15 protein-coding genes are annotated in these 18,653 nt (G+C 74.4%); 6 read left to right on the top strand and 9 right to left on the bottom strand.

What is annotated here, in order from left to right; genetic code table 11:
- Nucleotides 1-95 precede the first annotated feature (95 nt).
- Both ACZ34W_RS17350 and ACZ34W_RS17345 read left to right on the top strand, forming a co-directional pair.
- Entirely contained in the window at nucleotides 96-1,094 is a 999-nt protein-coding gene (locus ACZ34W_RS17350; protein ID WP_329486481.1) for a slipin family protein, read from the top strand.
- Nucleotides 1,091-1,555: a CBS domain-containing protein gene (locus tag ACZ34W_RS17345; RefSeq protein WP_465604974.1), complete on the top strand. Its 465-nt coding sequence runs from the start codon at nucleotides 1,091-1,093 to the stop codon at nucleotides 1,553-1,555. Before ACZ34W_RS17350 ends, ACZ34W_RS17345 begins: the two co-directional genes overlap by 4 nt.
- Nucleotides 1,556-1,581: 26 nt before the next feature.
- Here the strand turns inward: ACZ34W_RS17345 and ACZ34W_RS17340 are convergent, their stop codons facing one another.
- From ACZ34W_RS17340 to ACZ34W_RS17320, 5 genes are all read right to left on the bottom strand, one after another.
- Nucleotides 1,582-4,476, bottom strand: a complete 2,895-nt coding sequence (locus ACZ34W_RS17340; RefSeq protein WP_465604971.1) for an FAD-binding and (Fe-S)-binding domain-containing protein — start codon at nucleotides 4,474-4,476, stop codon at nucleotides 1,582-1,584.
- Nucleotides 4,477-4,644: 168 nt separating this feature from the next.
- The gene (locus ACZ34W_RS17335; RefSeq protein WP_465604968.1) at nucleotides 4,645-5,679 is read right to left on the bottom strand and encodes a glycosyltransferase family 2 protein; all 1,035 of its coding nucleotides are present in this window, start codon (nucleotides 5,677-5,679) and stop codon (nucleotides 4,645-4,647) included.
- A gap of 282 nt (nucleotides 5,680-5,961) precedes the next feature.
- Complete coding sequence (locus tag ACZ34W_RS17330; protein ID WP_329486476.1) at nucleotides 5,962-6,639, bottom strand: aggregation-promoting factor C-terminal-like domain-containing protein; 678 nt, start codon at nucleotides 6,637-6,639, stop codon at nucleotides 5,962-5,964.
- A 570-nt stretch (nucleotides 6,640-7,209) separates the two neighbouring features.
- A complete protein-coding gene (locus ACZ34W_RS17325) occupies nucleotides 7,210-8,142 on the bottom strand; it encodes an EI24 domain-containing protein (RefSeq protein WP_465604964.1) in 933 nt (310 codons plus the stop codon).
- A 206-nt stretch (nucleotides 8,143-8,348) separates the two neighbouring features.
- Nucleotides 8,349-9,806 (bottom strand): amino acid permease, encoded by a 1,458-nt coding sequence (locus ACZ34W_RS17320; protein WP_380393866.1) that lies wholly within the window; start codon nucleotides 9,804-9,806, stop codon nucleotides 8,349-8,351.
- Nucleotides 9,807-10,080: 274 nt separating this feature from the next.
- Here ACZ34W_RS17320 and ACZ34W_RS17315 point away from each other — a divergent pair, with 274 nt between their 5' ends.
- Complete coding sequence (locus ACZ34W_RS17315) at nucleotides 10,081-11,322, top strand: metallophosphoesterase (RefSeq protein ID WP_465605170.1); 1,242 nt, start codon at nucleotides 10,081-10,083, stop codon at nucleotides 11,320-11,322.
- A 38-nt stretch (nucleotides 11,323-11,360) separates the two neighbouring features.
- On the opposite strand, the gene ACZ34W_RS17310 is transcribed toward ACZ34W_RS17315, so the two are convergent.
- Nucleotides 11,361-13,610, bottom strand: a complete 2,250-nt coding sequence (locus ACZ34W_RS17310; protein ID WP_465604961.1) for an MMPL family transporter — start codon at nucleotides 13,608-13,610, stop codon at nucleotides 11,361-11,363.
- Between the two features lie 180 nt (nucleotides 13,611-13,790).
- Nucleotides 13,791-14,000 (bottom strand): hypothetical protein, encoded by a 210-nt coding sequence (locus ACZ34W_RS17305; RefSeq protein WP_329486472.1) that lies wholly within the window; start codon nucleotides 13,998-14,000, stop codon nucleotides 13,791-13,793.
- A gap of 155 nt (nucleotides 14,001-14,155) precedes the next feature.
- Between ACZ34W_RS17305 and ku the strand changes: the two genes are divergently transcribed.
- Nucleotides 14,156-15,229, top strand: coding sequence for a non-homologous end joining protein Ku (ku, locus tag ACZ34W_RS17300; protein WP_465604957.1), 1,074 nt, complete (start codon nucleotides 14,156-14,158; stop codon nucleotides 15,227-15,229).
- Between the two features lie 52 nt (nucleotides 15,230-15,281).
- A complete protein-coding gene (locus tag ACZ34W_RS17295; protein ID WP_329486470.1) occupies nucleotides 15,282-15,563 on the top strand; it encodes a hypothetical protein in 282 nt (93 codons plus the stop codon).
- A 43-nt stretch (nucleotides 15,564-15,606) separates the two neighbouring features.
- Here ACZ34W_RS17295 and ACZ34W_RS17290 read toward each other — a convergent pair whose 3' ends face one another.
- Both ACZ34W_RS17290 and ACZ34W_RS17285 read right to left on the bottom strand, forming a co-directional pair.
- Complete coding sequence (locus tag ACZ34W_RS17290) at nucleotides 15,607-16,995, bottom strand: NADP-dependent succinic semialdehyde dehydrogenase (RefSeq protein WP_465604953.1); 1,389 nt, start codon at nucleotides 16,993-16,995, stop codon at nucleotides 15,607-15,609.
- Nucleotides 16,996-17,119: 124 nt separating this feature from the next.
- A complete protein-coding gene (locus ACZ34W_RS17285; protein WP_352288819.1) occupies nucleotides 17,120-17,404 on the bottom strand; it encodes a DUF6158 family protein in 285 nt (94 codons plus the stop codon).
- Nucleotides 17,405-17,645: 241 nt separating this feature from the next.
- Between ACZ34W_RS17285 and ACZ34W_RS17280 the strand changes: the two genes are divergently transcribed.
- Entirely contained in the window at nucleotides 17,646-18,644 is a 999-nt protein-coding gene (locus tag ACZ34W_RS17280; RefSeq protein WP_465604949.1) for an adenosine deaminase, read from the top strand.
- Nucleotides 18,645-18,653: the final 9 nt, after the last annotated feature.

Raw genomic sequence — 18,653 nt, 5'->3', positions numbered from 1 at the left:
CTCCGCAGGCGTAGCGTGGAATCGGCTGCTCCGGCGGCCCCCGGCCGGGCCGGGGCGGCGACCGCCGGGGCGGTGGTGCGCGCGAGGAGACCGCGATGCTGATATTCGATGCGGTGCTGGCGGCCGTCGTACTGGTGGCCGTGTGGGCCGGGCTGAGCGTCCGGGTCGTGCAGCAGTTCCAGCGGGGCGTGGTGTTCCGCTTCGGCCGGGTGCGCGAGCAGGTGCAGGGCCCCGGGCTGGTGCGGCTGATGCCGGTGGCGGACCGGCTGCGCAAGGTGAACGTCCAGATCGTGACGATGCCGATCCCCGCCCAGGAGGGCATCACCCGCGACAACGTGACCGTCCGGGTGGACGCGGTCGTCTACTTCCGGGTGGAGGACCCGGTGAAGGCGACCGTCAACGTGCAGGACTACAACTTCGCCATCTCGCAGGTCGCCCAGACCTCGCTGCGCTCGATCATCGGCAAGAGCGAGCTGGACGACCTGCTGGCCAACCGGGAGCCGATCAACCAGGGACTGGAGCTGATGATCGACAGCCCGGCGCTGGGCTGGGGCATCGAGATCGACCGGGTCGAGATCAAGGACGTCGCCCTGCCGGAGTCGATGAAGCGCTCGATGTCCCGGCAGGCGGAGGCCGAGCGGGAGCGCCGGGCGAGGATCATCACGGCGGACGGCGAGTACCAGGCCTCGGCGCGGCTGTCGGAGGCCGCGGCGGTGATGAGCGCGACTCCGGCGGCGCTCCAACTGAGGCTGCTGCAGACCGTGGTGGAGGTGGCGGCGGAGAAGAACTCGACGCTGGTGCTGCCGTTCCCGGTCGAGCTGCTGCGGTTCCTGGACAGCGCGGCGGAGGTGAACCGCAGGACGGCGGGCGACGGCGGCGAGCAGGCGGGCGCGGAGCCGCCACCGGCCGAACCGCCGCGGCTTCCGGAGGTGGAGCAGCTCGAACTGCCGCCGCTGGAGGAGGTGCTGGAGCAGTCGCCGGTGGGCCGGCTGAACGGCCCCGACCACCCCGCGCCGGGCCCGGTGGCGGCGCCCCCGGGCCCGGACCACGATGGAGGGACGGGAGTGGCAGGCACGTCAGGAGGCCGATCATGACCAGAGCCAGCGACATCATGCACCCGGGGGCGGCGTGCGTGGGTGAGCACGAGACCCTCGCCTCCGCCGCCCGGATCATGCGGGAACGCGACGTCGGGGCGTTGCCCATCTGCGGTGAGCGGCAGAAGCTGCTCGGCATCGTGACCGACCGCGACATCGTGCTGAAGTGCGTCGCCGAGGGCCGCGACCCCGAACAGGTGACGGCGGGCGAGATCGCCCAGGGCCGGCCGATGACGGTGGAGGCGGACGAGGACGCCGAGCAGGTGCTGCGGATGATGGAGCAGTACCAGGTGCGCCGGCTCCCGGTGATCAACCACCCGGAGCACGAGGTGGTCGGGATGATCAGCGAGGCGGACATCGCGCGCGGCTTGCCGCAGGCCCGGCTGGCGGAGTTCGTCTCGGCGGTCTGCGCGGAGGAGCCGCCGCGGTCGACGGAGGTGCAGGAGCCGCAGGCGGTCTAGGGTCGCGCGCCGCTCCCACCGGGCGGTCAGCGCTGCTCCCGGAGGCCCCGCTGCAGCAGTTCGGCGAGGTGGAGGGCCTGGCGGCCCTCGGCCAGGTGGGCGATCTGCGTGCGGCAGCTGAAGCCGTCGGCCAGCACGACGGTGTCCGGGGCCGCCGCTCGCAGTTCGGGCAGCAGCACGCGTTCGGCGATCGTCACGGACACCTCGAAGTGGCCCCGCTCGAAGCCGAAGCTGCCGGCCAGCCCGCAGCAGCCGGAGTCGAGGACGCGGTTGCGCAGACCGGTGCGGGCCTCCACCCGGCGGTCGGCGGCGGTGCCGAGGACGGCGTGCTGGTGGCAGTGTGTCTGGGTGACGGCGTCCAGCGGGAGCCGGGGGAGCGGGGCGTCCGGCGCGTACTGGTCGATGAACTCGGCGAAGGTGCGCGTCCGTTCGGCGAGCGGGCGGCCGTCGGCGCCGAGCAGCCGGGGCAGGTCCTCGCGCAGGGTGGCGGTGCAGCTCGGGTCCATGCCGACCACCGGGGTGTCGGCGGGCAGCCCGGTGGCGGCGAGCGCGCGCAGGCTGCGCCGCATCACCCGCCGGGCGGTGCCCAGCTGGCCGCTGGAGTACCAGGTGAGCCCGCAGCAGACGGGGCCGTCCGGCAGCCGGACGTCGAAGCCCAGGTGGGAGAGCACCTCGACGGCGGCGCGCAGCACGTTCGGCTGGAGGTGGTCGGAGAAGGTGTCCGGCCAGAGCAGGACGGGGCGTGTGCCGGCCGGGGCCGGGTGCGTGGCGCGGTGACGGCGGTACCAGCGGGTGAAGGTCTCGGGCGGGAACACCGGGACCGGTCGGCGCCGGTCCACCCCGCCGAGCCGCTTCAGCGGGCCTGCGGCGGCGGACCGGGCGATCACGTTGGCCGCGCCGGGGGCGAGTGCGACGGCCCGCAGCCAGAGCGGCAGCCACCCCATCGAGTAGTGCGACAGGGGCCTGGGGCGGTGCCGGTAGTGCTGGTACAGGAACTCGGTCCGGTAGGTGGCCATGTCGACGTGGACCGGGCAGTCGCCGGCGCAGCCCTTGCAGCCGAGGCAGAGGTCCAGCGCCTCCCTGACCTCCGGTGAGCGCCAGCCGTCCGGGATCGCGCCCTCCGCGCCGCGCAGCATCTCGGCGAGCAGCCGGGCACGGCCTCGGGTGGAGTGGCGCTCCTCGCCGGTGGCCATGTAGCTCGGGCACATCACCCCGGTCTCGGGGTCCACGCACTTGGCCACCCCGACGCAGCGGTGCACGGCTTTGGCGAGGCTGCCGTCGTCCCGCGCGTACGGGAGGGCGAGCGGGAGCGCGCGTACCGGCCCGGCCAGCCGCAGGTCGGCGTCGAGCGGGCGCGGGTCCACCAGGGCACCCGGGTTGAGCAGGTTGTCGGCGTCCCAGATCCGCTTGAACTCGCCGAAGAGCGCGATGATCCCGGGCGGGTACATCCGGGGCAGCAGCTCGGCGCGGGCCTGCCCGTCGCCGTGCTCACCGGAGAGCGAACCGCCGTACGAGACCGCGAGGTCGGCGGCCTGCTCCAGGAACTCCCGGAACACCGCCGGCCCGTGCGGCGCGGTGAGCGGGAAGTCGATCCGCAGGTGGACGCAGCCCTCGCCGAAGTGCCCGTACGGGACGCCGCGCAGGTGGTGGCGGCGCAGCAGCGCCCGCAGGTCGCGCAGGTAGTCGCCGAGCCGCTCCGGCGGGACGGCCGAGTCCTCCCAGCCGGGCCAGGCCTCGCCGCCGTCGGGCAGCCGGGTGACGATCCCCGCGCCGGCCTCGCGCACGCCCCAGAGCTGGCGCTGCTCGCCGGGGTCGGTGACGACGGAGGTGGTGGCGGAGCGCTCCCGGCGGACGGCGTCGGCGAGCCGCCGGGCCGCGTCGAGGGCCTCGGCGGGGGTCGCGCCGGCGGTCTCCAGGAAGAGCCAGCAGGCGCCCTCGGGCAGCCGGTCCAGTGCGGGTGGGCGCGGTCCGGCGGCGAGCAGCGCGGCGATCAGGTCGGCGGCCATGCCCTCGACGGTCAGCGGGCGCAGCGGCAGCAGGGCGGGGACGGCGTCGGCGGCGGCCGTCTCGTCCGGGTAGCCGGCCACCACCAGGGCGCGGGCGGGCGGGTCCTCGACCAGTCGGACGGTGGCGCCGAGCAGCAGCGCGCAGGTGCCCTCGGTGCCGGTGAGGGCCCGGGCGAGGTGGTGGCCGCGTTCGGGGAGCAGGGCGTCCAGCGGGTAGCCGGAGGTGCGGCGCGGCAGGTCCGGCATGCCCTGGCGGATCACGGCGAGGTTGCGGTCGGTGAAGTCCTGGAGGTCGCGGTGGAGTCGGCCCGCGCGCCCGGGCAGGGCGCGCAGCGCCGTGCGTTCGGCGGGCCCGAGCGGGCCGCCGACGGTGAGTTCGGTGCCGTCGGCGAGCAGCAGGTCGAGGGACTCGACGTTGTCGGAGGTGCGCCCCCACACGACGGAGTGGGCGCCGCAGGAGTCGTTGCCGATCATGCCGCCGAGGGTGCACCGGCTGTGCGTGGACGGGTCCGGCCCGAAGCGCAGGCCGTGCGGGCGGGCGGCCCGCTGGAGGTGGTCCAGCACGGCGCCCGGCTCGACCCGGGCGGTGCGGCGTTCCGGGTCCACGCCGTGCACCGCGCCCAGGTGGCGCCGGAAGTCCAGGACGACCGCGCCCGGGCCGATCGCCTGCCCGCCGATGCTGGTGCCGGCCCCGCGCGGCACCACCGGTACGCCGTACTGCCGGCAGAGCGCGACGGCCGTCCGGACGTCGTCGAGGTCGGCCGGCTTGACCACGCCGAGCGGCAGGTGGCGGTAGTTGGACGCGTCGTGGCTGTAGACGGTGCGCTCTGCGGCGCCGAAGCGGACGTCGCCGCGCAGGGTCGCGGCGAGCTCCCGGGCGAGGTCGGCGCCGGGGGCGGCGGACGGTCGGCTCACGTGGGTCCTCCCGGGGGTGGGCTCGGCGTACCGCCGCCGATCATCCCAGCCGGACGGCGCACCCGGTACGGGCCACCCCGGCGTGCGGCCGACGGAGTGTCGGCCGCACGCCGGCTCCGCCTCCGCCGGACGGACGTCCGGTCTCCTGCCGCCGGGATGCCGTCCGGGTCAGGCCGAGGCCCGGCGGCGGGCCGAGCCGGTGAGGGTGCCCTTGGCGATGTGCGAGAGCTTGGCCATCTCGAAGGCCGGGTAGGCGCCGCCGGCCAGTAGCGAGAACTTCACGCCCTCGCGCCCGCCGGGCCGCCGGTGCCCGGCCGGCTGGAAGCGGCGGTGGTGCTCGGCGGCGCGGTGGAAGAACTGGGGCCGCTCGGCCCGCGCCACGCACCCGGCCAGGTCGAACACGAACAGGTAGTGCCGGACCATCCGGGTGAACAGGGCGTCGCGGACGGCCTCCAGCTCCGGCTGCCAGGCCGCCACCTCGTCCAGCAGGGCGAAGCTGCGCTCGTACTGGTCGAAGATGTCGAACTGGCTGCTGCCGGGCGAGCCGGCCGGGTGGACGGTCTCCCGCCGCCGCAGCTGGACGCAGGCGCGCGGCAGCACGGCGATCCGTCCGGCGGTCAGCATGGCCCGGTGCACGGCCGGGATCTCCTCGTAGCGGCCGTCCGGGAAGGCGAGCGCGCGGCCCTGCCAGAAGTCGCGCCGTAGCAGCCGGTCCCAGATCAGCGCGGGCGCGCCGAGCAGCTCGGGACGGGCGGCCGGCCCGGTGACCTCGGGCCCGGCCTCGGCCAGCACCGCCTCCGCGCCGCCCGGCCAGTCGCGCCCGCCGTGCCGCCGGGTGTGCCCGAACAGCAGCACGTCCACCGGGCCGGTCTGCTCCAGCCGGTCGGCGAGCGAGCGCAGGCCGTCCCGGGGGAGCAGGTGGTCGGCGTCGAGGAAGAGCAGGTACTCGCCGGTCGCCCGGGCGGCGCCCGCGTCCCGGCTGACGCCCACGCCGACGGCGGCGTTGAGGTGCAGCGCCGAGACCTGCGGGTGCCGCGCCGCGTACGCGTCGGCGAGGTCGGCCGGGGTCTCGGGGGAACGGTCCGCGACCAGGATGACCTCGAAGTCGCGGAAGGACTGCGCAAGGAGCGAGTCGAGGCATTCCGCCAGCTGTTTCTGCTGGTCGTAGGCGGGGAGCACGACGCTGATCAGGGGAGAGGGCATGAGGCCGGAGCGTAGGAGCGCGGCCGGAAGGTGGCAAAGCCCTGACGGTCGGTAATTCTGATCAATCCGCGTCAAATCGTACGAGCGTGCGCCATATCTTCACCCGTCATGCCGGGCGTGTCCACGTCGAGCGGCGCCGCCGGCCGGATCCGACGACGGCGCCGGTGCCCGCGCGGACGGGCCGGTCGCGGGGCGGTCCCGGACCTCGCGGTACGGAAAGGCCGAGGACCCCGCGCGGGTCTGCCGCGCGGGGTCCTCGGGGCTGCTACCGGCCGGGTCGGCTCAGTACCAGTGGTGGCTCTGCCAGAAGGACCAGGCGCCGCAGGGGCTGCCGTACCGGGAGTTCATGTAGTCCAGGCCCCACTTGATCTGGGTGGCGGGGTTGGTGCGCCAGTCGGCGCCGGCCGAGGCCATCTTGGAGCCGGGGAGCGCCTGGACCAGGCCGTAGGCGCCGGAGGAGGCGTTGACGGCGAGGTGGTTCCAGCTGCTCTCGTGGGACACGATGTTGCTGAAGCACTGCAGCTGGCCGGCCGGGACGATCTGGGCGGCGATCTCACGGGCGCTGCCGGAGTAGGTGGGCTTGGCGTTGAGCGCGGCGCGCTCCTGCGAGCGGGAGGCGGCGGCCTCCGCGTCGGCCTTGGCCTTGGCGTCCGCCTGCGCCTTCGCCTCGGCCTGGGCCTGCGCGGCGGCCTGCGCCTGCGCGGCGGCGTCCGCCTCGGCCTGTGCCTGGGCCTGCGCCTGCGCCTGGGCAGCGGCCGCAGCAGCGGCGTCGGCCGCGGCCGGGTCGGCCTGGGCGGCCACCGGCTGCCCGTCCACGGAGACACCGGCCACCGGGGCGGCCGCCTCGGCGACGCTGCCGCCGCTCTGGGGGACGGCGAGGGCGGCGGTGGCCGCACCCGCCACCACGAGGGTGGTGATACCGGTGATCAGCGAGTTGCGGCGGGCATGGCTGAGCTGCATGGAGCGGACGATCCTTTTCCGTCGGGGGCCGTACCGGGGAGCACGGGGGCTCCGGCACGAGGACACGGGCGGACAGGGCCCGCGATGCCGTCCGGGACGGCCATGGCACCCCGGCCGTGACGGCGGGGCGGGCGGGACGCGCGGCGGACGGACCGGTTCGCGCTGCCTGGCGACTGGCCATTCTTCGCAGAGCCCGGCGGGGGCGGCAAAGGCAGCGGCTACTACGGCGGGTAGTGGGTGGGGCGGCCCGAACGGCGAAGCGCCCGGCCGCGGCCGGGCGCTTCGAGGTGGGCGGTCCGATCCCGTCGACCGACGGCCGGTCGACCGCCGGTCCGACGGAGCAGGGGGTGAATCGGCGCGGTGGCCTGCGTTCTTCGCGGTCCGCTCCGGGGCCGGCCACTGGGCCGGCACGGCCGGGGGGCGCCGCTCCGCGGCTGCGTGGGCGGACCCCGGCCCGGCGACAACTATCGAGGGCAGTAGCAGTGCGGAGCCGTGTGGGCGGCTTCACAGCGCGGCGGCCCCGGTGCGACGCGCGGTGACCGGACGGTCACCGCTCCGCGCCCCCGGCCCTCAGCGGGAGGAGTACGGGTTCGGCCCCCCGTACGGCCGGACCGGCTCCGGGCCCGTCGCGTACGGGTTCCCCGGCACCGGTCGCTGCTCGCCGTACCCGGGCCCGTACCCGGGCACCCCGGGTGCCCCGCCCGCGTCGTCCGCCTGGTCCTGCCGGTCCTGCCGGTCCTGCCGGTCCTGCTCGTCCTCGGCGTCCTCCACCGGCACCAGGTCGCGCGCCAGCAGGGTGGCACCGGCCACCGCGCCGGGCATCGCGAGGACGGTCACCAACGGGACGAGGAAGCCCAGGATCAGCGGCACGCCGAAGCCGAAGGCCAGCCCGAGCCGGGAGCGCAGCAGCCGGATCCGCTCGCGCTGCGGCACGCCGCGGCGCTGCAGGGCCACCGCCGTCAGCTCGACGGTGAGGAAGAAGCCGGACACCAGGAACCCGGCCACCGGCACCAGCGTCTGCCCGACCACCGGGATGAACCCGCAGGCGAACAGCAGGACGCCGAACCCGGCCACCCGGACCAGCACGTAGAGGCTGTCCCGTGCCGAGACGGCCAGCTCGCGCCAGAGCGGCACGTCCGGCGGGGTGGGCGCGCCGCCCTCGGTCTCGTCGACCTTCTCGCAGAGCGACTCGTAGAACGGCTGGCCGACCAGCAGCGTGACGGCGGTGAAGGTGATGACGGAGATCAGCAGCCCGCCGCCGAAGACGATCGCGGCGAGGGCGGTGCGCAGCAGGCCCTGCCAGGGCGAGCCCCAGCCGTCGGCGAACGGGGTGGCCCACTCGGCGAGCTCCTCCGACCAGCCGCCGAGGAACACCAGCGCCACCACGTACCCGACCAGGGTGATCAGCGCGGGCAGCATCCCGAAGCCCCACCAGCGGCCGTGCCGGCCCACCCACTTCTGGCCCTTGGCCAGGTACCCCAACCCCGCTGCAAGATCTCGCATAGGGGGAAGGGTAGGGGCTGGGCGTCGGCGGGTCATCTCCGTCCCGTCCTGATCCGGTACCGGGGGCGGGCCCGCCGGGCACCGGGCCGGAAAGGGCACCACGCGCCGGAGACGGGCCCGGCCCCGGGCGCCGGGCCGGGAAACGCCACCGGGCCCGGGAGCCTCCGCAACGGCTCCCGGGCCCGGCGTGCGGGCGGCGCGGCGGCTCAGGCAGCCGGCGCCACTGCCGCAGCCCGTCGCCTGCGGCCCACCACGGCCGATGCCGTCAGCACGATGGCTGCGGCGACCAGCGACAGGTACATCTGCTTCCGCCCGTCGGCGTCGGTGAACATGTACGCCATCACGAAGCCGATCATGCCGATCGCGGTCCAGGTGAGGTAGGGGTACAGCCACATCCGGACGGTCAGGCGCTCGGGCGTCTCGCGCTCGATGATCTTGCGCATCCTCAACTGGGAGAAGCAGATCACGAGCCAGACGAAGAGCGCCACCGCGCCGGAGGAGTTGAGCAGGAAGGAGAAGACGGTGTCGGGGGAGGTGTAGTTGAAGAACACCGCCACGAAGCCGAAGACCACCGAGACGAGGATCGCGATCCGCGGCACGCCGCGGCTGGTCACCGAGGCGAAGGCCTTGGGGGCGTCGCCGCGCTGGCCCAGCGAGAAGGCCATCCGGGAGGCGGTGTACATCCCCGAGTTGAGGCAGGAGAGCACGGCGGTCAGCACGATCACGTCCATCACCTGGCCGGCGCCCGGGATGCCGACGTGCTCCAGCACGGCGACGTAGGGGCTGCCCTTGACGGCCGCCGAGTCCCACGGGAGCAGGGTCACGACCAGCAGGATCGAGCCCAGGTAGAAGATGCCGATGCGCCAGATCACACTGTTGGTGGCCTTGCTGACCGCCTTCTCCGGGTCCTCCGACTCGCCGGCGGCCAGGGTGACGATCTCGCTGCCCATGAAGGCGAAGACCACGGTGAGCATGCCGGTGAAGACCGCGCCCACACCGTGCGGGAGGAAGCCGCCGTGGCCGGTCAGGTTCTCCGTGCCGACCGCGTGGGTGCCGGGCAGCAGCCCGAACGCGGCGAGCGTGCCGATCACCAGGAAGGCGGCGATCGCCACCACCTTGATGCCGGCGAACCAGAACTCGAACTCGCCGTAGGAGGCCACCGAGAAGAGGTTGGTGGCGGTCAGCACCGCCATCACGATCAGTGCGAACGCCCACTGCGGCACGCCGGGCACCCAGTTGTTGAGGATCTTCGCCCCGGCGGTGGCCTCGACGGCCAGCACCACGACCCAGAAGAACCAGTACAGCCAGCCGATCGAGAAGCCGGCCCAGCGGCCGAGCGCCCGGTCGGCGTAGGCCGAGAACGATCCGCTCTGCGGGTCGGCCGCCGCCATCTCACCGAGCATCCGCATGACCAGGACGACCAGCACGCCGGCCAGGGTGTAGGAGAGCAGGATGCCGGGGCCGGTGGCCGCGATGCCCGCGCCGGAGCCCACGAACAGGCCGGCGCCGATCACGCCGCCGATCGCGATCATCGACAGGTGGCGGTTCTTGAGCCCGGCCTTCAGGTGCCCGTCGGCGCCCTGACCGTGCTGGAGCTGCTTCTGCTGCTGCGGAGCGGCATCGGCCGGCGGCGAGCCGGCCGAGGTGGTGGTTTCCGCACTCATCGAGGGTGCCCTGTGCCTTTCCCGCGCGGCTGCCCCTCGGCTCGAACGCCGGAGGGTGGGGGACGGACCCGCGCATTGCGGTGCAACTTAACTTCTACCTACGAGTATCGGAACAAGGCCTTTGGAAATGTTCGCTCAGCGGACACAAAGCGCCAGGTCAGAGCAGGTGGACCGGGGTGGTGGAAAGCTCAAATCTGACACAGCGCCAGCCGGTCCGGCGGCCTCGGGGGCCGTCGTCGGCGCCGGCCGGGCGGGCGTTCATACTGGCGGCGTGATGATCGTCCTCGTGGTGATCGGCGTCCTCGCCGTCCTGGCCGTGCTGGCCCTCGCGCACTGGTACCTCTGGCGGCGCCTGGTGCTCGACGTCTCCGCTCCCGGCGGTCGGTGGCGCCGTGCGGGCACCGTGCTGGCCGTCGTGCTGCCGCTGCTCTCGCTGGGCGCGCTGGTCGGCGGGCGGGGGTTGCCGATGTCCGTCGAGCGCTGGCTGGCCTGGCCGGGCTACCTCTGGCTGGCGGTGCTGCTCTACCTGCTGATGGCGGTGGCGGTCGGCGAGGCCCTCCGCCCGCTGCTGCTCCGGCTGCCGCGTCCGCGGGCGGTGACCCCGCCGGAGCCGGTGGCCGCCCCCGCGGCGGTGGACGGCGACGGAGCCGGGCCGGCGGCCGCCGAGCCGGTGCCGACCACCGCGCCCTCGCCCGGGCGCCGGCTCTTCGTCGCCCGGACGCTCGCGATCGGCGCCTCCGGCGCGGCGGCCGCCGTGGTCGGCACCGGCACCTACGGGGTGCTGCGGGGGCCGCGTCTGAAGCAGGTGACCGTGCCGCTGGCGAAGCTGCCCGCGCGGGCGCACGGCTACCGGATCGCCGTGGTGAGCGACATCCACTTGGGCCCGATCCTCGGGCGTGAGCACACCCGGCGGATCGTCGACACGATCAACGGCTCGCAGCCCGACCTGATCGCGATCGTCGGTGACCTGGTGGACGGCTCGGTCGCCGAACTCGGGCGTGCGGCGGAGCCGCTGGCGCAGCTGCGGGCGCGGGACGGCGCGTACTTCGTCACCGGCAACCACGAGTACTTCTCCGGCGCGGCCCCGTGGGTGGACTTCGTCCGCGAGCTGGGCGTCCACCCGCTGCAGAACGCCCGGGTGGAGCTCGACGGGTTCGACCTGGCCGGGGTCAACGACATCGCCGGGCGCACCGAGGGCGACGGCCCGGACTTCGACAAGGCGCTCGGCGACCGCGACCGGGCCCGCACCTCGGTGCTGCTCTCGCACCAGCCGGTCACCATCCACGACGCCGTCCGGCACGGCGTCGACCTCCAGCTCTCCGGCCACACCCACGGCGGCCAGCTCTGGCCGGGCAACTACCTGGCCGAACTGGCCAACCCCACCGTCGCCGGCCTGGAACGGTACGGCGACACCCAGCTGTACGTGACCCGTGGGGCCGGGGCATGGGGCCCGCCGGTCCGGGTCGGCGCGCCGTCCGACATCACCATCGTCACGCTGGCCTCGCTCCGGGCCTGAGCCCGGCGGTCCGGCCCGCCCGGCCCGCCCCGCCACCCTCAGGCCCGCTCGCCCTCGCCCTCGGTGTCGAGGTGCGGGAGCACCCGGTCCAGGAAGCGGGGCGTCCACCAGGCGGCGGGGCCCAGCAGGGTCATCACGGCCGGGACCAGGAGCAGCCGGACCACGGTGGCGTCGATCAGCACGCTGACGGCCAGCCCGAGGCCCATCATCTTGATCACGATGTTGTCGCTCACGATGAAGGCGGCGAACACGCTGACCATGATCAGCGCCGCGCAGGTGATCACCCGGGCGGTGATCTCCAGGGCGTGAGCCACGCTGCCCCGGCTGTCCCCGGTGCTCAGCCAGGCCTCGTGCACCCGGGAGAGCAGGAAGATCTCGTAGTCCATGCTGAGGCCGAAGACGATGGCGAACATCATCATCGGGACGTAGCTCTCGATCGGGACCGTTCCGGCGACCCCCAGTGCGGGCCCGCCCCAGCCCCACTGGAAGACCGCCACCAGGACGCCGTAGGAGGCGGCGATGGAGATCAGGTTGAGCACGGCCGCCTTCACCGCGATCAGCAGGCCACGGAAGACGGCCAGGATGATCAGGAAGGCCAGGCCGACCACCACCGCGATGATCGGCAGCAGCCGGGCGGCCACGATGTCGGCGAACTCCACCTGGGCGGCCGTCGTGCCGGTCACATAGGTCTTGGCGCCGCTCCCCGCCACGGCCTGCGGCAGGACGGTGCCGGAGAGGTGCCCGACCAGCCGGGTGGTCTGCTCGTCCTGCGGCCGCTGGGCGGGGGTGACGGTGTCGAACAGCACGTCGCCGTCGGAGCTGGTCTGGAGCGGGGTGACGCCGGAGGTGTCGGGCGTGCCGGCCAGCGCCTGCTGCACGGAGCTCAGCAGCGCCGGCCGGGCGTCGGCCGCGACGGCGCTCTGGTCGACGACCACGGTGATCGGGCCGTTGGAGCCGGGGCCGAAGGCGTCGGACATCAGGTCGAAGGCGCGCCGGTCGGTGAAGGTGGTCGGGTCGGCCCCGTCGTCGATGTGGCCGAGCTGGATGGAGAAGAGCGGGATGGCGAGGACGCCGACGACGACCACCCCGGCGGCCAGGAACCACCACGGGCGGCGCTCCACCCGCTGGGCGTAGCGGTGCCACGTCCCGGTGATCTCCTCGCCGGGCGCGACGCCGGTCTCGGCGACCGGCGAATGCACCGTCCAGCGGTCCATCCGGCGGCCGATCAGGCCCATCAGGGCCGGGAGCAGGGTGAGTGCGGCGAGGACGGCGGAGATCACCGTCACCCCCGCGGCGGCGCCGAGCTTGGCGATGAAGTTGACCCGGGAGACGACCAGACCGGCCAGCGCGATCACCACGGTGCAGCCGGAGACCAGCACCGCCCGGCCGCTGGTCGCCACGGCGTGCCCGGCGGAGGCCACCGGGTCCTTGCCGTCCATCAGGCCCTGTCGGTGCCGGGTGAGCAGGAACAGCGCGTAGTCGATGCCGACGCCGATGCCGATCATGGTCGCCAGGGTGGGGGCGACCGTGGCGAAGGTGGTGGCGGCGGCCAGCAGGCCGAGCACACCGAGGCCGACGACGGCCCCGATCAGGGCGGTGACCAGCGGCAGGCCGGCCGCGATCACGCTGCCGAAGCCGATCAGCAGAACGACGATCGCGACCCCGAAGCCGATCAGCTCGCTGACCCGGTCGTCGGCCACCGGGCGCGCCAGTTCGCCCAGCGGCCCGCCGTACTCGACCTCCACCCCGGCCGCCCGCAACGGGGCGACGGCGGTGTCGACGCCGTCGAGGTAGTCGTCGCCGAGGGTCGTGGGGTTCACGTCGAAGCGGACCGTGAGGTACCCGGTGAGGCCGTCCGCAGCGAGCGGGCCGCCGGGCGGGGAGGGCTGGCCGGCGGGCGGCAGCGGACTCTGCGCGGACTGCACGTGCGGCAGCGCGCTCAGCGAGCCGACCACCTGGTCGATCTGGCTCCGGAATCCGGTCAGTGACTGGCTGTCGTGGAGCACCACCTGGGAGCTGGTGCCGCCGGCCGCCGGTTCGTGCGCCTGGAGGACGTTGCGGCCCTCCTGCGCCTGGGTGTCCGAGAGCGAGAAGTCGTCCGAGAACGTCCCGCCGACCGCCCGGTCGATCACCTGGACGCCGGCCAGGGCGACCAGCCAGAGCACGATCACCAGGACCGAGTGGCGCGCGCACCACTCGCCCAGTCGCCGCAGGGCGCCGCGCCGGGGCGGTTGCGGGGGGCGGGCCGGGCCGGGGATGCGGGCGGGGCCGCCCGAGGACGAGGGCATGAACGCTCCTGGGGCCGGGGGTGACGTTCCGTCACGCCTGGTCGGGCGGGACCACGGAGTTCCGATGCTAGGGAGCGGTGCCGGGCGATCCGGGGCGATCACCCGCTGACACGCCCCGGTGCCTCCGTTCGGCGGGTCCAGCCCGGGCCCGTCGGCCCGCCCCCGCGCCCGGCCGGACCCTCAGGCCGGGCGAAGCTCCAGCAGGACGATCCGCGCGCCCTCCGGCCGCCCGGTGAGGCGGGCGGCGAGGATCCGCGGGATGTCGCTCTCCTGCGAGTACCCGGGCACCACCGTGACCTCCGCCCGCCGGACCCCGGGCTCCCCGGCCACGGCGTACGACACGACGTACGTGGTCCGCTCGGACGGCGGGGGCGGGCGCGTCCCCGGCATGGCGCCACCTCCTCGGCTCCCGGCCATTGTCCGCCGGTCCGGCCCGGTCCGGCCCGCCGCGTCGGCCCGGACCGGGACCGTGTGGCCGATCGGGGTGAATCCGGGCACAGTGGAAATCTCCGGGAGGGGGACCGTCCGGGAAGGGGCGACACCCCATGCAGACCACCTGGAAGGGGACGATCAGCTTCGGGCTGGTCAGCATCCCCGTCCACCTGTACTCCGCGACCCAGGAGCACGACGTCCCGCTGCACCAGGTGCACGCGAAGGACGGCGGCCGGGTGCGGATGAAGCGGTACTGCGAGCAGGAGGGGAAGGAAGTCCCCTACGCGGAGATCGCCAAGGGCTACGAGTCTCCCGACGGGCGGACCGTCACCCTCACCGACGAGGACCTCGCCGAGCTGCCGCTGCCCAGCAAGAAGGTCATCGACGTGCTGGCGTTCGTGGACGCGGCCGAGATCGACCCGCTGATGTTCTCCAAGGCCTACTACGTCGGTGTCGCCGACAAGGCCGCCGCCAAGCCGTACGCGCTGCTGCGCGACGCGCTCACCGAATCCGGCCGGATCGCGGTCACCAAGATCGCGCTGCGGACCAGGGAGTCGCCGGCCGTGCTGCGGGTGCACGACGGGACGCTGGTGCTGCAGACCTGCATCTGGCCCGACGAGGTCCGCCCGGCGGCCGGGATCGCGCCCGACGAGCAGGTGACCGTGCGGCCGCAGGAGCTGAAGATGGCCCGCTCGCTGATGGACACGCTCTCCGAGGACTTCGACCTCTCCCAGCTCCACGACGACTACCAGCGGGCGCTGCAGCAGGTCATCGAGGCCCGGATCCAGGGCGTCGAGGTGCCGCACGAGGAGGAGTCCGGCGAGGCTCCGGACAACGTCATCGATCTGATGGCGGCGCTGCGCAGCAGTCTCAAGCAGGCCGAGGGCGCCCACCGCGGCCGCCGGGCCGGGCCGGGCGCCGAACCGGAGGCCGGCTTGGCGGTGGAGGAGCCGCCCCCGGTGGAGGCCCCGGCAGCCCGCAAGCGCGCGCCCGCCGGGAAGGCGACGGCCGGGAAGGCGACGGCCGGGAAAGCGGCGGCCAAGAAGGCGACTGCTCCCAGGACGGCCACCGGCCGGGCCGCCGCGGACCGGGCCGCCACCAGGGCCGCGGCCGGCACCGCGAAGCCGGCCGCGGCCGCGAAGAAGACCACCAGCAGGAAGTCCGCAGCTCCCCGCAAGGTCTCGTGAGGCCTTGGTGAGCTGATCACCGGCAGTCCCCGACGTCCGGAGGCGATCCCAGATGGACCTACTGACCTACAAGGCGCTCGACACCGGCCCCGACGCGCCGCGGCACCCGAGCCTGGCGCACCGGGCCTGGCACGGCCTGCTCAGTCTCGGTCCGACGGCCGTGGTGCTGATGCTCGCGCTCTCGCTCGGCCTCGGCGCCGTCGGGTCCCAGGTGACCTCGCTGCCCTGGCTGATCGTCTTCAGCATCGTGTGGGGCGTCACCCTGATCGCGCTGTGCGGCATGGTCGCCCGCTGGATGACACCCGGCCAGGGCAGGCACCGGATGGCCGCGTGACCCCGGCCGGGGCGGGGCCCGGACGGCCCCGCCCCGGCCGCCGTCAGGCCACCCAGACGGTGGTGATGTTGCAGAACTCCCGGATCCCGTGGCCGCTCAGCTCGCGCCCGAAGCCCGAGCGCTTGACGCCGCCGAACGGCAGGGCCGGGTGCGAGGCGGTCATGCCGTTGAAGAACACCCCGCCGGCCTGGATGTCCCGGACGAAGCGCTCCTGCTCGGCCGGGTCGGTGGTCCAGACGTTGGAGCTGAGCCCGAAGGGCGTGTCGTTGGCCAGCGCCACCGCCTCGTCCAGGTCGGCGGCCTCGTAGACGGTGGCGACCGGGCCGAAGGTCTCCTCCAGGTGGATCCGCATCGCCGGGGTGATGCCGGTCAGCACCGTCGGCTCGTAGAACCAGCCGGCCTCCCGGCCCGCGGGGCGGCGGCCGCCGCACTCCACCGCGGCCCCGTGCGCCTGGGCGTCCTCGACCAGCTCCTCCAGGTCGTCCCGCCCCTGGCTGCTGGCCATCGGGCCGACCTCGGTCGCCTCCTCCATGGGATCGCCGACGGTCAGCGCCCGCATGGCCGCGGTGAACGCCTCGGTGAACGGCCGGTACACGGCGGTGTGCACGATGAAGCGCTTGGCGGCGATGCAGGACTGCCCGTTGTTCTGCACCCGGGCCCGGACGGCGGTGGCCACGGCGGCGTCCAGGTCGGCGCTCGGCAGGACCACGAACGGGTCGCTGCCGCCCAGCTCCAGCACGGCCTTCTTCACCTCGTCCGCGGCCGTCGCCGCCACCGCCCGCCCGGCGGGCTCGCTGCCGGTCAGTGTCACCGCGGCCACCCGGCGGTCGCGGATCACGCCCTCCACCGCGCCCGAGCCGATCAGCAGGGTCTGGAAGCAGCCCTCCGGGAACCCGGCCCGGCGGAACAGCTCCTCCAGGGCCACCGCGGTCCGGGGGACGTTGGACGCGTGCTTCAGCAGGCCGACGTTGCCCGCCATCAGGGCCGGCGCGGCGAACCGGATCACCTGCCAGAACGGGAAGTTCCACGGCATCACGGCCAGCACCGCCCCGATCGGGCGGTAGCGGACGTAGGCCCGGGCGGCGCCGGAGTCGGCGACGTCGGCCGGGGCGGGGTGCTCGTCGGCGAGCAGCCCCTCGGCGTTCTCGGCGTACCAGCGCATCGCCTTCGCGCACTTGGCGGCCTCGGCGCGGGCGGCCGCCAGCGGCTTGCCCATCTCCTCGGTCATCGTGCGGGCGACGGACTCCAGGTCCGCGTCCAGCAGGTCGGCGGCGCGGCGCAGCAGCTCGGCGCGGTACGCGAAGGAGGTGGTGCGGTAGGACTGGAACGCCGCCTCGGCGCGGGCCAGCCGCTGCTCGATGCCGGCGGCGTCCAGCGCTTCGAAGGTCTCCAGGGTCTCGCCGGTCGCGGGGTTGACGCTTGCGATGGCCATGCGGTGGGCTCCCAGGTGTCCGTGGGGGATTGCTCCGGAGTCGTTGCTCCACCCTGGCCGACACCCCGCCCCGAGCGCACCACCGCCGCCCGGCGTGTCCCGCCGGGCGCCGACCGCCGCGGCCTCACTCCGGCAGCGACTCCACCCGCGCCGCGGCCTCCCGGGCGCGGGCGCCCGCCCTGGTCCGGCCGGCCGTGACCAGCCGGTTCGGGAACCGGTGCAGGTACTCCGCCTCCAGCTGCCCGGTCCGCAGGGTGTGCCGCTTCAGGGCCTCCTCCGACCCGTACAGGAAGGTCTCGTGCCTGGTCCGGTGCAGCTGCTCCAGCTCGTGCAGCAGGGTGTCGTTGCCCAGGGCGTGCGGGGAGATCCCCGCGGGCCTGGTGTGCGGAGCGTCGTCCGGGTGCCGCATGGTCCACTACCTCCTCGGCGCGAATCCCCCCGTACCCGGGTGCCCCCGACCGCGGCCGGTACACCGGCGTGCCGACGGGACTCCCGTACCGGCAGTGTCGTCGCCCCCGGGGGCTTTCGCGAGGCGTGCGGCCCGGCCGCCGCCCACGGGGGCCCGGCGAGGTGGTGATCGGGTGACCGGATCGTACGATGACTATCCTGACGTCCCTTCCTTTCCCTCCCAGAACTCGGAACGATCACCCATGTCGCTGCCCAAGGCCGAACTCCACCTGCACATCGAAGGCACCCTGGAGCCGGAACTCGCCTTCGCGCTCGCCGCGCGCAACGGCGTCACGCTCCCGTACGCCGACACCGAGGAGCTCCGCCGGGCCTACTCCTTCAGCGACCTGCAGTCCTTCCTGGACCTCTACTACGCGCTGATGACGGTGCTGCGCACCGAGGCGGACTTCGCCGACCTCGCCGACGCGTACCTGGCCCGGGCCGCCGGGCAGGGGGTGCGGCACGCCGAGATCTTCTTCGACCCGCAGGCGCACACCGCCCGCGGGGTGCCGCTGGACGTGGTGGTGGAGGGCCTCGGGCGGGCCCTGGACCGCAGCGAGGAGCGGTACGGCGTCAGCACCCGGCTGATCATGTGCTTCCTGCGGGACGAGTCCGCCGAGTCCGCGCTGGAGACCTTCGAGGCCGCCCGGCCGCACTTCGGCCGGATCACCGGGATCGGGCTCGACTCGGCGGAGGTCGGGAACCCGCCGGCCAAGTTCCGCGAGGTCTACCGGCGCGCCGCCGAGGCCGGGCTGCACCGGGTCGCCCACGCGGGGGAGGAGGGCCCGGCCTCGTACGTCACCGAGGCCCTGGACGTCCTCGGGGTCGAGCGGATCGACCACGGTCTGCGCTGCCTGGAGGACCCGGCGCTGGTCGACCGCCTGGTCCGCGAGCAGATCCCGCTCACCCTCTGCCCGCTCTCCAACGTGCGCCTGCGCTGCGTCGACACGCTGGCCGACCACCCGCTGCCCGCCATGCTCGCGGCCGGCCTGCTGGTGACCGTCAACTCCGACGACCCGGCGTACTTCGGCGGCTACGTCGACGACAACTTCCGTGCGGTGGCCGGGGCCCTCGCGCTCGCGCCCGAGACGCTGCGCCTGCTCGCCGCCAACTCCTTCCGCGCCTCGTTCCTGGACGAGGACCGCCGGGCGGCGCTGCTGGCCGAGGTGGCGGCCTACGCGTTCGAGCCGGCCGGCGTCTGAGCCCCGACG

It is taken from the genome of Kitasatospora sp. NPDC022856 (genome assembly GCF_055561235.1).
The sequence above is the reverse complement of the archived record's forward strand: the minus strand, read 5'-3'. Positions and strand labels throughout refer to the sequence as shown.

Coding starts and splice junctions, on each gene's coding strand:
- ACZ34W_RS17350 (WP_329486481.1), top strand. CDS start 96: ATGCTGATATTCGATGCGGTGCTGGCGGCCGTCGTACTGGTGGCCGTG.
- ACZ34W_RS17345 (WP_465604974.1), top strand. CDS start 1,091: ATGACCAGAGCCAGCGACATCATGCACCCGGGGGCGGCGTGCGTGGGT.
- ACZ34W_RS17335 (WP_465604968.1), bottom strand. CDS start 5,679: ATGCCCTCTCCCCTGATCAGCGTCGTGCTCCCCGCCTACGACCAGCAG.
- ACZ34W_RS17330 (WP_329486476.1), bottom strand. CDS start 6,639: ATGCAGCTCAGCCATGCCCGCCGCAACTCGCTGATCACCGGTATCACC.
- ACZ34W_RS17325 (WP_465604964.1), bottom strand. CDS start 8,142: ATGCGAGATCTTGCAGCGGGGTTGGGGTACCTGGCCAAGGGCCAGAAG.
- ACZ34W_RS17320 (WP_380393866.1), bottom strand. CDS start 9,806: ATGAGTGCGGAAACCACCACCTCGGCCGGCTCGCCGCCGGCCGATGCC.
- ACZ34W_RS17315 (WP_465605170.1), top strand. CDS start 10,081: ATGATCGTCCTCGTGGTGATCGGCGTCCTCGCCGTCCTGGCCGTGCTG.
- ACZ34W_RS17310 (WP_465604961.1), bottom strand. CDS start 13,610: ATGCCCTCGTCCTCGGGCGGCCCCGCCCGCATCCCCGGCCCGGCCCGC.
- ACZ34W_RS17305 (WP_329486472.1), bottom strand. CDS start 14,000: ATGCCGGGGACGCGCCCGCCCCCGCCGTCCGAGCGGACCACGTACGTC.
- ku (WP_465604957.1), top strand. CDS start 14,156: ATGCAGACCACCTGGAAGGGGACGATCAGCTTCGGGCTGGTCAGCATC.
- ACZ34W_RS17295 (WP_329486470.1), top strand. CDS start 15,282: ATGGACCTACTGACCTACAAGGCGCTCGACACCGGCCCCGACGCGCCG.
- ACZ34W_RS17290 (WP_465604953.1), bottom strand. CDS start 16,995: ATGGCCATCGCAAGCGTCAACCCCGCGACCGGCGAGACCCTGGAGACC.
- ACZ34W_RS17285 (WP_352288819.1), bottom strand. CDS start 17,404: ATGCGGCACCCGGACGACGCTCCGCACACCAGGCCCGCGGGGATCTCC.
- ACZ34W_RS17280 (WP_465604949.1), top strand. CDS start 17,646: ATGTCGCTGCCCAAGGCCGAACTCCACCTGCACATCGAAGGCACCCTG.